The sequence below is a fragment of the Flammeovirga sp. SJP92 genome, assembly GCF_001583495.1.
Taxonomy (GTDB): domain Bacteria; phylum Bacteroidota; class Bacteroidia; order Cytophagales; family Flammeovirgaceae; genus Flammeovirga.
This window is the reverse complement of record NZ_LQAQ01000038.1, coordinates 49,904-63,996: the sequence shown is the minus strand read 5'-3', so window position 1 is coordinate 63,996 and position 14,093 is coordinate 49,904. Positions and strand designations below refer to the sequence as shown.

The following is a 14,093-nucleotide window of genomic DNA, read 5'->3' as shown; positions in this document are numbered from 1 at the left end:
AAAGCTAAATTTCATTCCACTCGCCTCAATGATTTTAAACTCGCTTTGCTCAAACAAGAAAATCATTTTTAACGGCTCAATTCATGAAATTCTTAACGCTTTTCCCTTCAATGCCAGGGGGAGTACTACCATACTATAATGGTAGGAAGCTCAATGGCGCGAATGTTAAGCGTTAGCATCATTCGTGTCCTTCAGATTATCAGAAATCTCCTGATTTCTAAACACTATAAATAATGAAAACTTAGTTTACAGTGTGCTAATTCTGTTTATTGTTTTGCGATCACTTCCTTCAAACAACTTTCAATAGAACCACTATTAATACGTTTTTTAGCGTTGTACTCACAAAAAATAAATTAGAATTAACTATAATTTATTTTTGACTTAGTACTTAAAATTCTAAATAGACTTCTTTCATTCCTTTTTTATTCTCCAATTTTCATCACATAATCTTCAAGTCGGTCACGATCTACAATGGCTTTGTTTTTGATTTTTACCCTATAGTTATAAATTGTTGTGACAGAATTGCCCAATAGTTTAGATATTTTGGCACTGTCTGAAATACCAAGTCTTACTAAAGCAAAAATTCTCAATTCAGTATTCAGAAGGTCCTTTGCTTTCAGTTTTATAGGATCACTAGGATCCAATAACTTGTTCACTTCTTTTACAAAATCAGGATAAATATTCAAGAAAGTTTCATCAAAGTTTTTATAAAACTGCTTCATCTCTACCTTCCGTATATCTTGATTTTTGATTTCATCCAACAAAAGTCCATATTTCCTCCCAATCAACATCTTTTGGGTGTGCATAGCCTGACTTTCTAGCTTATCGATATAATCGGAACATATTTTCAGGAATTCACCAATATAAACCTCTTTGACATGGTTTGTTTTTGATAAATCGGAATGCAGTTTCTTTAATTGATCATTGGCTGTAATTAATTCAGAATTAGAATTTTTCAATTGCTCATTGACCTCTACAGATTTATTTCTGGCCTTCTGAATACTTTTCACTTGCCTCCAGATAAAGAAGGTGGCAATAATCAAAATGATGGATAAGAAGGAGGTCACAATTATGAAGACTTGCAAACTTGATTTTTGTTCCACCAACCGGTCTTCATAAGATTTAGAGATTAAAGGAAGTATATCTGCAATTTGTATTTTCCTTAGATCAGAATTGTAAAATTTAGCATCTTCATAGGAGATATTAATATATTTATAAGCTCTTTCGATATCTCCATTTTTATAAAGTTCAGACGCCAAAATAGATAAAGAGGCATTGTCTTTAATAGAACCTTTTAGGTCTGAAATGGCAGACAAGGCAAGGTATTTCTTCTGATTATCCAAATCTTTTTCAAATGCATAAGTGATAGAATGCAAAAACGTAATTTTAGAATATTCCCTTCGGCCTAATTGCGTTCGTGAAAACCGAAGAGCATTGATCCTTCTTGCTTCTGTGATGTCCATTCCATCCAGTGCTTGAATTTCTTTGATCTCTAAATATTCATCCGAATTTTCGGGCAGTATTTCCAAAAGAATTTTACAGTATTCTTGATATTTTTTCTGATATTCCTCTTTTAAGTGCCTTACTCTAGTATAAAATGATAATTGATAGTACAGTTCTTTGAATACCAAATTGTAAAATATAAGTTGACTATTATTCAATGTACTTTTATCAATACTAGAAAGAATCTCTTCAGATTCTAGATAAATACCTGCTCGGGTCAATAGACTAGCTAAATTAATATGAGATTCATTGATCAATTTAATTTCATCCAATTCTTTGGAAAACTTAATGGCTTCATTGATAAAATGCAATGCTCCATAAAATTCAAAAACCTCATAAAGTTTGAAAATTTCCATGGCCAAAAAATACTTTTCTCGCAATGCAGTAGTGTCACTTTCCAGCACATACCTGAACTTGTCAATATCTTTGTTTTTTTGAATTTCAAGTTGTGGTCTTTGAGCAATAACAGCGTCAAGTTCTTTGTATAAAGAATCAAGTTCGTTGTTACCTAACGAGTTAAAGGACACAATAAGTAATAACAATAAAGGAGTGAAAAATTTGATCATTCAGACTAAAAAATGGTTAAGAATACTATGTTTCAAAGCTATGAAAAAAATGAAGGCCTAAAAATGAATAATATCAGTCAAAACTAAATTTTTACCCCCTTTACGCTAACAATAAGTTTTTTGTATAATGGAGAAAAATTGAAAGTTGACAATTGAAAGAAATTTACCTTGAATAACCATAATTTTTTCTCTTTCTCCTTAGCGTTAATCATGCATATTTGAAGAAAAAAATCAAGAACATGAACAAACTATTTTACATTATCATTGCACTACTTCTTTCGATTCAAGACATAAGTGCACAATCAACCGATGTGATCTTCAAAAACGAGAAAGATTCCACCTTTAGGAAATATTTTGGCAAGCGATTCAATACTCCCGTAAAGCATTGTATTCTGGATGAGGAATTACAAGATTCTACCTATTTTACTGTTAGAATTTCATTTCTGATTAATGAAAAACATGAGATCAGTGATTTTCGTTTAGAAAATTATAAAAAAGAAGAGCTAAAAACATCTCTCATTGATTTTATGGAGGGCTCAAAGGAATTGTGGTTTGTAGAGCAACCGACTATTATTCACATTCCTGTTTTGATGTTAAATGCAACGAAAGTTTACCAAAGAGAATTTCGTGAGCAATATATAGAATCTGCGAAGCAAGAAACCAAGAGGCGAGCGGCTCAAAATACGGATTCTCCCTACAATGTGTTTTATCAAGATCCAGTAGTGTCTTATATGTATGAAATAATTCATTGTTACTCACAAGTACACAAACAAGAACAAGAGCAAAAAAACAGGAAAAAGAAGAAAAGGAAATGATTGATCGCTTTAGAGCATGTTTTGAATAAACATGCTCTTAGTTGCATTCCACTTTTTGCCAAACGCATTCCATGATTTTATCATCATTATTTTTCAAAGACCAAGTAATATCTACCATTCCATCATCTGAGGGAATTCGTATTTTCGATTGATTTTCAAATTTGATAATGAGGTTATTTTTATCATCGACTGAAATAGTGTTGATCGGATGTCTATTGATGACAGTAAAAAGAACAATGGCAATCAATGTGTCATTATATTCATTTGTATCTCTCAAATCGATTGGTGAGGAGGGTGGAACGGGAGCCCATTTGTGAGGATCTATTAATTCAATTTTTGATAAAACTGCATCTACTTCATTTTCTTTATTAGTAAATGAAAGTTCCCACCCTGTAATATAATAAGTGATCTTATCGATATAAGCTCCTTTCAACCATTGTGAAAGTTTAGTATTTGCATTTTTCATGATCAAGTTTTCTTAGGGCATATTTGAAGCACCTCTTTTAGTAAAGTTCACCCTTTCAGAACGTGAATTTATTAATTTTATCAACGATAGAAGCACTATTTTCTGAGAAAATTATACTTTTAAATATATTGAAAATATGCTCTTAAAGAGTTGTATTGATTACCGTTTTATTTTAGTTAAGTAAATTGTAAACTAAGTTTCGTTATTTTTTGGTATTTAGAAATCAGGAGATTTCTAATGACCTGAGGGACACGAATAACGCTTACGCTTAACATTCGCGCCAGTGGGCTTTCTACCATTATAGCTTGGAAGTAGATCATATAAAGCTTGTAGAAATGTTGAGTGAAAGTTGATGATAATTTAGTTTACAAAGTAATTAGTATTAGATAATTTTGAATTTGTGCTTATAAAAAAATAAACTCCACTATCCATTTATGATTTAATAGAGAGTGGAGCATAAATAATTCAAGTTTAAACTTTAAGCTCAATTTGATTTACCCAAACTTGAATTCTATCCTTATTTTTCTGAAAGTTCTGATTCATAAACGCTTTATCATACTTCACTTTACCTTCAAAATGCAAACTGCCATTGACGTAAACTTTTATATCTTTCTTTAAATCAATCATCTCCGGAGAAATATTGATTTTAAATGCTCCGATACACGATGTTTTGATATGAAAGACATTATTTTCATAATCAGCAATGATTTTTCCTGATTTTCTTGGAAAGTCAAAGGCTTTTTTATTCACGTCTTTCGCTATCAAATTGCCTTCTTGATAGGAAAGCCATTTGTCAATGGTAAAATTGATTTCTTTCTGCCAAGGTTTTTTAGGTTGTAAAGTATCTAACTGAATATCCGATATCCAATCAATACTGGAGTATTTATCATCATCAAATTCCCATGAAATATGTCGTGGAAAAGGATTTCTATTTCTTTGTTTTAAGTCCTCAAAAAGTATCTGATAAGCAGGTTCTGATTCATCAAACTTCGGAAACCAATGTGGAAAACCATTATAGCGGTAGTCCTTGTAATCTACCTGCATTTGAAGCATGAGACTGTCTAGCTGATCATTAGCATTTGGCGGATAATAATAGTCCTGATCTGTGGAGAAATTAACGAATGAACGATTGGAAGCATTTTCAATAAATGTACCGCCGGTAAAGACTTTTGGTTGAGTATTGAAACCATAAAATCCAGCAAACAAAGAGGGCTGTTTCATAAGATATGAAAATGAACCTGTTGCACCGTTAGAATGTCCAGAAATAAACACTTTATTGTCGTCTACATTGATGGATGTTTTAATGGATCTAATGATCTCCGGAATCATAAAGAACCCATCATCAGAAGTCATCCAGTTGTATTGCTTACTGCCACTGACAAATACCAAAATGACATCATTCCTATTTCCGTATTTTGTATAATATCGATTCCAGCCTCCCAAATTGGACTCTGTGATTTGATAATTTTCCAAGTGACTATAACGAACACCACCGTGCAAAAATACTAAAACAGGGTACTTTTGCTTTGGATTATAATGCTCTGGTAAATGAACATGATAAGAAGTGGACGTTGAATCATTGATTTTTAATCCAATAGAATAATCTCTTTCCTCTTTTAAAAGATAAGGATTATATGTTCGAATGGATTGATAGGAGTTTTTACCTTTTGAAGAAGCTGTTCTAAAAAACTCTTCTTCACGTGTTTTTAGAGTTTCAAAATATTGAATACTGTCTTTTCGAGCTTGAACTTCTAAGTCTTTCCAGCGGTCTGTAGGTATTAAGTTTTGATATTCGCTTCTAGCAAATTCTTCTAAGATAAAGCACCATCCAGGGTAACCTTCTTCATCTTTTTCCATCTTGGACAAAGGAGATAAATACTCAAAGGCTTTGTCAATGTTTTTCATGTTTGCATTCAAAATTGAAGCATAAAAAAGTTCCGTACCTTTGATGCTGTCAGGATAGGCGGTAAAAGCTTTTTCAAATAGTTCATAGGCTTGTTGATATTTTGAAGAATCTTCCTCATTTAAAATATGTACACCTTGTTCGGTTAGCGCTGTATAGCTTTGCTGTGCCTTTATTTCATGAAAAAGAAAAAATAGCAAAGGCGTTATAATATGATGAAATTTCATTGTTTAATTTATTAAAGAATTGAATTGTAATCGCTGTTATAGGAAATAAGAAAAGCTAGCTGATGAGCATTGAAAGAATAACTAAAAGTGTTATTGTTCCGATGATACTTGTGAAAATTCCAGTATTTTTTGATTTTGTCCAGCCAGATAGACCAATGATAAATGTGAGTGAAATGATTCCTAAAAACATAGTTAATGTTCCCATTGTTCTCGGGTAAAACCAATCACTGTCTTCTACCTCAATTGGATATCCTTTTGTACTCATCATTAAGATTTTTGTCATAGAAAATAAAGAAATCAGGAAGCAACTAGCGGCACTAGTAGAGGCTTTGAGTATTAACCTTGTATAACGGTGCTTGGATTTGTAAACTAATAAGTTGGCAGTGATTGCAATTGAAAAACCACCCAAGAGTGAACTCATCAATATTACCTGACGAGCAAGTTCGTTCCAATACACTAAAGGTATTTGTTTCATGTTAATTTTTAGGAGTTATATTTAGAAGAAAGTTTGTTTTAATATTTAATGGTTTCAAGCATGCTTCACTTCTTATTGCTTTAAGTTAAAGTGTATAGCACTAGCTTGTTTATTATTTGTCATTCAAATTAAACCATTTAAATCACTAATTAAAGAAAAATGATTTTTTCCTAACAAAATTCTTGAAAATAAACTCATAACATCATTATTTTCTACTTAAAATATGATACTGATTGATTAAACTGTCAACTAAGTTTCCTTTAAATAGTAAATGGTTTTTGAGTTGTGGTTCCTGAGGAGGATGCATTACAACATTCCTACACTTTTGAAGATTATTCCGAAATCTTGTTTTTTTGATGGACGTGTAATCAGACCAACATGAAGAGGAAGATAATTAGAAAAAGGTATGTAGAAAGCTTGCAGAGATTTCAATTGATGATTGTGTAATAGAGTTAATATAAGAAGGATTATAATTTTCTACTTTTTCAAAATACATGAAAGAAAATTATGGGCTTTTGGGGTTTTAATTTACAGTCTTTAATCAGATTAGACTGTTTTGTGCTAGTTGTTTGCTTTAATTTAAATTTATGAAATCAATAATTAGTTGGAAGTTGAATGTTAGAATAGTTTCCCAAAAGCCCTTGCTTTAAGTATTAAATTGATAGTTCTGAAACTATAAATGAAGTTGGAAGTTGTGTTTGTTTAGTCTATAGCCAATTTCCTTTAGCCCTTTCTTCTTTTACCACATTATAAATTTCATTTTCCAAATCTGATGGTTTCATAGTCAAAACTTCTTCTGCAATTTCCTCATATTCCTCATTTTGAAGTAAGAAATCTTTCACAAGCTGATGTTGCTTTGCATTAGAACACAATGACCATTTTGCACTCGCTCCAGTAAGAAATAAGTTAAGATCCTCACGGTTACTAGCATAAGAAGCATTTCTTAGTATTTTTTGAAGATACTGAGTGTCACCAGTAGAAAAGAAAGCGGCCCAATTCATATCATTGTGTGAAGGAGAAATGGCATAATTTTCCATGATTTTTTCAATATTTCCTTCAATCAATCCTGAAAACATTTTATTGATTTCAGGATTGTTAAACTGCTCTATATTCTCTTTAAACTGTTTTTTTATTGCAGGATTTTTAATGAATAATCCTCCATAAAAACCAACAATAACGTAACGAAGTATTTCACTATCAGTTTCCTCTGAATTTAAAAATTCAATTGAATGTGGAAGTAAATCTTTATCTTCTTCTATGTAATAAGTACTTAGCACTTTCTCAAAATTAATGCTTTGTGCCTGGCAAATGGAATGAGCCGTCATACAAAGAAGAGAAATAAGAATAAAGAAGTTCTTATAATGTTTCATAGCGTACTTTAATGTTAAAACATAATAGCAAATGTACAAGGAACCACTACAAAAAATGATTCACCCAGGTTAATAAATTGGCTGAATTTCTTTATTCAAATCATTTTTTTTAAGGCTGATTTTGCAATCGCTTTCTGATTCTGCTTAAAGAAGGCGGTTTTACACCTACATAAGAAGCGATTAAATATTGAGGTATTCTTTGAGTTAAGTCGGCATATTCATCTAAGAATTTCTGATATCGTTGCTCGCTATTTTGCATGTATACAGCTAAAAGCTGATTGACCATTATATCAAAACGGTGCTCTATAATTTGTCTGCCTAAATAATTGCCATTGGTGGTGTTATCAAATATGTATTGGAGGTGACTGTATTCAATGACTAATAACTCACAGTCTTCAATGGCTTCAATATTCTGCATTGAAATGGTTTTTCGGTTAAAACTGGGGTAATCTGAAATAAACTCACCTTCTTTAGTAAATTCAAAAGTAGATTCTTCCTCATTTTTTAATACAAAATATCGAACAAGACCCTTTCTTATGAATCCTACATATTTGCAGACATTCCCTTCTTTCAAAAAGAAATCTCCTTTTGATAAGGTTTTGGTGGTGAAACTTGATGTGATTAATTCTTCTTCTTGTGGGCTTAACTGTACCAATTTATTGAACAGTGGCAGTAATTCTGAATACATTGGTTTTGATTTTATTGAGGATAATTCTTAGTGTTTTATTTTAGAGATGTTTTGAACATGCTCTTAGCTTTTTTTTGAGTAAATGAAATCCTCATTATTATTAGCAAATTCCAATCCATCAAGCTACCTCAATGTACTTCTAATTAGCCAATTTTGTATAGGTGGTATATTTATATCGGTATATTCCTGATGCTAAATGCTCAAAGTATTAATCATCATCTTTTTTATGCTTTGTTTTAAACATGCTCTTAATGATTTTGGGCAATTGTAAAATCTAATATTATACTCATTCGAGATCAGCGTTTCAATAGTATATGTATTCCCATCCATGCAGACCCATTTCATAGTTTGCTCAAAAAAAGAATAGAATTAATTAGTTTGCAATCTATAAAACTAACCAAAATGTGTAATTACAATCCAGTCAATAATACTCAGTCCACCAATGATTAAAACCCAGACCCACCATTTGAAATGTAAATCTTTGACAATGATCATTTCAGCATAAGTCCAAATGGCAATATAAATAAGCCATATGTACCAATCATCAATATGGTTTACTATTAAAACAATCATGCCGGCCATAAATACCAGCATGACAATCGTAAACTTTATAAAGTCTTTTTTCTTCGCATCCATCATTTTGTGGCATTAATACCTAAACGGTATTCTAGTTTCTGAAATACTTATGATGCAAAGAAGTTGAAAAAGTAATTTAATTTTTTTGATCTATATCAAAAAACTTAGAGCATGTTTGGAATATATTTTTAGAAGTGAAAATTTTTCAAACATGCTCTTATGGATGATTATGGTAAATTACTTTCTGTTTTCTTGACAAATTCATCGGCATTGTCGATGTGAAAGCTGATGGTTTTAAATTTTTTCTTGATGCCATAAAGTCCAGTCAATGTGTTTTCTTCCTTTAAATGTATAATCACATTGTGGCTTTCCAAATCTCCTAAAGGAGATAAACTTCTGTTGAGTTTATTTTTTGGAAGGCCTTTTTTGGAAAGAGTGATACTTTTAATCGTCGAAAAAGGAAGTTGCGTTTCATTCATTATACTGTATCGAAGCGTGAGTGTCTGATCTTCAATACTGATGGGGCGTTGTGATAGTGCTTTTGCAAACCCCATAAATTGAAAACCTGTATATAAACTAAGGAGTGTCAACACCCAAGCGACTGTAGTGTTCCATTGTGCCAAAAGAAAATGAAAAGCAATGGTTTCAATGGCAATAATCAAAATTAATGCTCCTAACAACGCAGGAGTTCCACTCTTTTTATGGTATGTAAATTCGTTTGGACCAAGCTCTCTCTTTTTCCAATGGATAAATCCATAATACAATACGGCCACTTCTGTAGCAAAAGGAAGAACAAGCTTTTGCGGTAAAATTTCAGCACATACATTTTTTAATGTATCATAGAAATCGGGAGAAATATTCTTGAGTTTTTGATACGTTTTGGTGGCCTTTCTGACTTTAATAATCACAATGGTAATGATAGAAAGTTCTATTAGGGGTAAAACCCAATTTTTGAATAACGTTAGATAAAGCTGATTTTCTTTAGGCAGAAAATAAGTTCCAATAAGAAGACCAATGACCATCATCGGTACGACAGTTGTTTTGGGTATCTGAGATTTTCGAATCAGAAGAAAGTACACCAATGGGATGGTGATCAGAAGATCTGCTGAGATGGCTAAACTAAGGGTGTCATTTCCATTATAAAACGGAGAGTTCATTAATAAAATAAGAATCCCCATGAGTACGGCTGGAATTCCAAAGTTGATGAAGTTTCGGTTTAATAGTAGCGTTTTGTTCATGTTCATTGTGTTTTGGATGTCTATTTCTGTTAGTAAATATACAATATGTTGTATAATTCTGAGTAGTAAAGTCCTTTGATTTAATGGATTAATTTATGGATGGATCATACGAATTCTGTTGCTGATAATTAGTATTTAAAGAACAAAAACTTTTCCTTTCTTGAGATATGATTGGGAAAGGGTTTTGATGAGCGGTGCATAATGCAGTGAAACTTTATATTCGAGTGATTTAAATTTTAAACCCTTAAACAACACTCCATGAATTTAAAAGAAGTAATGAATTGGCGTTACTCTACAAAAGAGTTTAATCCTGAAAAAAAGATTTCTGATGAAGACTTTGAGCAAATCAAAAACCTGCTTCAAATGTGTCCTTCAAGTACAAATATTCAACCTTGGCATTTTATTATTGCCAGCAGTGAGGAAGGTAAAAAACGCATAGCAAAAGGGACACAGGGCTTCTTTATTTTTAATGAAGCAAAAGTTTTAAACGCTTCACATGTGGTACTTTTCTGTACTAGAACTACTGCTGATGAAGAGTTTATGTTACATCTGCTTGACAAAGAAGATAAAGATGGAAGATACGGAGCTCCAGAGTTTAAAGAACAAATGCATGGGGGGAGAAATGTTTTTGCTGATATTCATAAATACGACATGAAAGACCTTCAGCATTGGATGGACAAACAGGTGTATATCAATATTGGTAATTTGCTTTTGGGTGCTGGTGTAATGGGTATTGATGCCGTACCTATGGAAGGGATAGATATGAAGGCTCTTGATGAAGAGTTTGGTTTAAGAGCCAAAGGTTTTACTTCCTTGGTTTGTGTGGCATTGGGGTATAGAACTGAAAGTGATTTTAATGCAACTTTACCAAAATCAAGACTTTCACAAGATGAAATTTTCACTTTACTATAGTTGAAAAAGTAGTAGACATCATCAATATTCAGGGCTGTCACCAAACTATATTTCATGTTCATTCCAAATGAAATAGGTTTCGAGACAGCCCTTTTTAAATCATCAATTACTTCACATCAAACACTTCTTATGTATTTAGAAATGAAGCTGGACGTTCTTTTTTTGTGAAAACTAAAACAATGCATAGCAACAGACTGAATAAAGCAGGGCCAATTCCTTTTGGATCATACAAAATATGAAAAACAGTAGCATTGAACATGATGGCAGTAATAACCGTTACAGCTATAAGCGTAAATTGATTTAATAATAAACCAATGCCGCCAATTATTTCAAGTACACCTACCAATTTTAAAAATCCAGATTCCATATAAATGTCCATCAGTGTACCTCCACTTCCAGGAGGATGCGGAATTTCAATAAAAACAAAGAATTTATTCAGGCCTATCACTATCATAAACAAGCCTAATAGTATACGGATCAAGTTGAGTGCTTTTGTTTTCATGATTGTTAGTTTTTTAGTTGGATAGCCAGTTCAGACTGTATTGTGCTACTTCCTCCCAGCCAGGGGCCCCGCAGATAAAATGATCTTTACCTTCGTAGAATTTATGATCAACAATACTGTCTTTATCTTTGTATTTTTTGATGGTTTTCCTGATCAATACATTAGGAACAATAACATCATCAAGTCCGCCTATAAACAGCAAGGGAACATGAGGCTTTTTGGTGTCAATCTTAGCAATTTTTTGAAGTGATGCTCTTGGAGTTTGACGGCTTTCAGGTACTGCATATTGCTCAAACAGCTCATCAGATTTTTCTTTACTTAATGTATTGGTGATGGCATAGTGAAACCAATCTTTATATTCTTGATCAGAAGGATTGAAAATAGTATTTCCTTTCGATCGTGAAATCACTTTATTATTGGCTTTTAGAAAACTCAGTTTAAAAGTAATATTCCCTTTCGGAGGTACACTGCTGATCAAAATAGCGGCTTCAGCTTTACCTGCTTCAACTAATTTTTGAGCAGTCAAGCCTCCAAAAGAATGTCCAACAAGAATGGGTTTTTCAGGCAAACTATCGATCAGTGTCTCCAGATTTGTAATCCAATCTTGAAACTGTACATTTTCAAGTCCTTCAGGTGGATTTTGCCTCAAAGATGCAGGATTACCTTCATGTTTTGGATTTGCTGGAGTATAGCAAGTGTAGCCTTCTTTTTCAAAGAGGGTTTTCCATTCGTTCCAAGTTTGATCATTCATAAATAGTCCATGAATAAAGACCACTGTTTTGGATTTGATTTGTTTTTCTTTCATGTCTTTGTCGTTGGAGTGATGCGAAAAAAGAGTGGCACTGTTCATTAGAAGAAGTGCGATGACGAGTAGTGTTTTTTGAATTTTCATATCGTTTGGATTTTGATTGATACAAATTTCAGCACATCTCCATTATTATTTTTTACCCTATGGTAAAAACGTATTTCACTATTTTAATTTTTGAAAAAGTGGCCTGAAAAACACAAAAGCTGAAACTATTTTAGAGCTTCAGCTTTTATGAAAAGAATCATCTTCGTATTCTCAAATTGATGTGTTCGATGTTTCAAATAAACGATCTATTACCTTTTGTACAGCAGGTGCGACAAACAAAATTGTAGGAATGACCAACGCATAGGCTGTCATCCAAGACCGAATCCAGATTGTAAGAAATAATTCATTAAAACCTATGTTGATGGAGACAATTGTAAATGAAATGATGAAAGTAGTGATCAATCCCATTAGAAAAGCGAAGGCGATTTTTTTCCGCTTACCGCCTTCCGCTTTTTTATGATTTAAAGTATTCATTGGCATTAAAGCATCTTAAACACTTTCATTTTCTTTTCAGAATAGCCATAGTATTTTAAGTTCGTTTCAATAGCAGTTGGTTTATCCAATACCGCTTTAAAGTGAGAGAAGCATTCAAAACTAAATTTACCATGATACCTGCCCATTCCACTTTGACCTACGCCTCCAAACGGAAGATTAGGGTTGGTATTTTGCATCACACAATCATTAATACAACCACCACCAAACGGAATTTCATGTAGGAAACGGTCTTTGGTTTCAGCACTGTCAGAGAATAGGTAGGCGGCCAATGGTTTTTCAAAAGTTTTAATAATTTCAAAAGCTTCTTCCATTGTTTCATATTCAATAACGGGAAGAATTGGACCAAAGATCTCGTCTTGCATTACGGCATCATCCAGCTTTACATCAGTCATAATTGTTGGATAAACCACACGCATATCTCGGTCTACTTTTCCACCATAATACACTTTTTCAGGATCTATCAGTTTGGCAAGTCTTTCTAGGTTTGCATGGTTGATGATTTTTACATAATTGGCTCTCTCTTTCGAAAAATGATGCTTTTTGATTTCCTCTACGGCAATTTTCAGAAATTCATCTTTAATATCTTTATGTACTAAAGCGTAATCAGCTGTGATACAAAGTTGACCAGAATTGACAAATTTTGCCCAGATCATTCTTTTTACACTGGTTTTTAAAGCACAGTCTTTTGCAAAAATTACAGGGTTTTTACCTCCTAATTCTAAAGTAACATTGGTTAGGTGTTCCGCTGCCGCTTTATGTACAATCTTACCCACTTTGGGGCTTCCTGTAAAGAAAATCTTATCATAACGTTGTGCTAAAATAGCAGTGGTTTCAGGAATATCACCTTCAACAACACAGATATAGGCAGGGTCAAAATTCTCATTTATGATTTTGGCCATGATTTTACTTGTTTCGGCAGGAAGTTCACTAGGCTTTACAATCGTAGTATTTCCAGCCGCCATAGAACCTACAAGTGGGGTGAGCGACAAATTGTAAGGAAAATTCCAAGCACCAATCACTAACGTTACGCCCAATGGTTCCGGTACCAAATAACTTTTTGCGGGGAAGTTGATCAAATTTGTTGAAACCTTACGGTGCTTCACCCATTTTCTTAAATTTTTGACAGCAATATTGATTTCATCTATCAAAGGAAAAAACTCTGTCAGTTGATTTTCATATTTTGATTTGCCAAAATCTTTGAAAATGGCATCGTGCATTTCATCCTCATATTCCAACAACAGTTGTTTTAATTTTAACAATTGAGAAATTCTAAATTCAACAGGTCGAGTGGCATTGCTCTTAAAATACGTTCTTTGATTTGCTACAAGTTCTTTGATCTCTGTTTCAAAAGTTGTGATTTCCATGGTGTTATTTTTTTAGATTGAGTTTTTAAGTACTGGGACAAAATAGTGAGCACCAACACTTCAGACTTGATGAAGTGAACTGAACTATCATCTGCCCATAGTTTTAATTATGGTGCACGAAACATCTGTTTTTTTTGCCA

Annotated in this window: 14 protein-coding genes; 2 read left to right on the top strand and 12 right to left on the bottom strand. The window is 32.8% G+C overall.

The genetic code is table 11. The features are described 5' to 3' along the window. Positions 1–422: 422 nt before the first annotated feature. Positions 423–2,069 (bottom strand): DUF6377 domain-containing protein, encoded by a 1,647-nt coding sequence (locus AVL50_RS09955; RefSeq protein ID WP_062616348.1) that lies wholly within the window; start codon positions 2,067–2,069, stop codon positions 423–425. A 239-nt stretch (positions 2,070–2,308) separates the two neighbouring features. On the opposite strand from AVL50_RS09955, the gene AVL50_RS09950 reads away from it, so the two are divergent. Beyond that, complete coding sequence (locus tag AVL50_RS09950) at positions 2,309–2,884, top strand: hypothetical protein (protein ID WP_157491250.1); 576 nt, start codon at positions 2,309–2,311, stop codon at positions 2,882–2,884. A 37-nt stretch (positions 2,885–2,921) separates the two neighbouring features. On the opposite strand, the gene AVL50_RS09945 is transcribed toward AVL50_RS09950, so the two are convergent. The 7 genes from AVL50_RS09945 to AVL50_RS09915 all read right to left on the bottom strand — a co-directional run bounded on the left by AVL50_RS09945 (position 2,922) and on the right by AVL50_RS09915 (position 9,827). After that, entirely contained in the window at positions 2,922–3,350 is a 429-nt protein-coding gene (locus tag AVL50_RS09945; protein WP_062616346.1) for a hypothetical protein, read from the bottom strand. A gap of 471 nt (positions 3,351–3,821) precedes the next feature. Further along, positions 3,822–5,480 (bottom strand): alpha/beta hydrolase-fold protein, encoded by a 1,659-nt coding sequence (locus AVL50_RS09940; RefSeq protein ID WP_062616345.1) that lies wholly within the window; start codon positions 5,478–5,480, stop codon positions 3,822–3,824. 55 nt (positions 5,481–5,535) lie between these two features. Beyond that, positions 5,536–5,955, bottom strand: coding sequence for a hypothetical protein (locus tag AVL50_RS09935; RefSeq protein ID WP_062616344.1), 420 nt, complete (start codon positions 5,953–5,955; stop codon positions 5,536–5,538). 707 nt (positions 5,956–6,662) lie between these two features. Next, on the bottom strand, positions 6,663–7,325 hold the full coding sequence (locus AVL50_RS09930; protein ID WP_157491249.1) for a hypothetical protein: 663 nt from the start codon (positions 7,323–7,325) through the stop codon (positions 6,663–6,665). Between the two features lie 109 nt (positions 7,326–7,434). After that, entirely contained in the window at positions 7,435–8,013 is a 579-nt protein-coding gene (locus tag AVL50_RS09925; RefSeq protein WP_062616342.1) for a Crp/Fnr family transcriptional regulator, read from the bottom strand. Between the two features lie 393 nt (positions 8,014–8,406). Beyond that, on the bottom strand, positions 8,407–8,652 hold the full coding sequence (locus AVL50_RS09920) for a hypothetical protein (protein WP_062616341.1): 246 nt from the start codon (positions 8,650–8,652) through the stop codon (positions 8,407–8,409). Between the two features lie 164 nt (positions 8,653–8,816). After that, a complete protein-coding gene (locus AVL50_RS09915) occupies positions 8,817–9,827 on the bottom strand; it encodes a hypothetical protein (protein ID WP_062616353.1) in 1,011 nt (336 codons plus the stop codon). A 258-nt stretch (positions 9,828–10,085) separates the two neighbouring features. Between AVL50_RS09915 and nfsB the strand changes: the two genes are divergently transcribed. Next, a complete protein-coding gene (gene nfsB, locus AVL50_RS09910; protein WP_062616340.1) occupies positions 10,086–10,739 on the top strand; it encodes an oxygen-insensitive NAD(P)H nitroreductase in 654 nt (217 codons plus the stop codon). Positions 10,740–10,866: 127 nt separating this feature from the next. Here the strand turns inward: nfsB and AVL50_RS09905 are convergent, their stop codons facing one another. The 4 genes from AVL50_RS09905 to AVL50_RS09890 all read right to left on the bottom strand — a co-directional run bounded on the left by AVL50_RS09905 (position 10,867) and on the right by AVL50_RS09890 (position 13,953). Then, on the bottom strand, positions 10,867–11,241 hold the full coding sequence (locus AVL50_RS09905; RefSeq protein WP_062616339.1) for a DoxX family membrane protein: 375 nt from the start codon (positions 11,239–11,241) through the stop codon (positions 10,867–10,869). Between the two features lie 13 nt (positions 11,242–11,254). Further along, the gene (locus AVL50_RS09900; RefSeq protein WP_216639029.1) at positions 11,255–12,133 is read right to left on the bottom strand and encodes a carboxylesterase; all 879 of its coding nucleotides are present in this window, start codon (positions 12,131–12,133) and stop codon (positions 11,255–11,257) included. 171 nt (positions 12,134–12,304) lie between these two features. Further along, a complete protein-coding gene (locus AVL50_RS09895) occupies positions 12,305–12,568 on the bottom strand; it encodes a DUF2798 domain-containing protein (protein ID WP_062616351.1) in 264 nt (87 codons plus the stop codon). 5 nt (positions 12,569–12,573) lie between these two features. Further along, the gene (locus AVL50_RS09890) at positions 12,574–13,953 is read right to left on the bottom strand and encodes an aldehyde dehydrogenase family protein (RefSeq protein WP_062616338.1); all 1,380 of its coding nucleotides are present in this window, start codon (positions 13,951–13,953) and stop codon (positions 12,574–12,576) included. Positions 13,954–14,093: the final 140 nt, after the last annotated feature.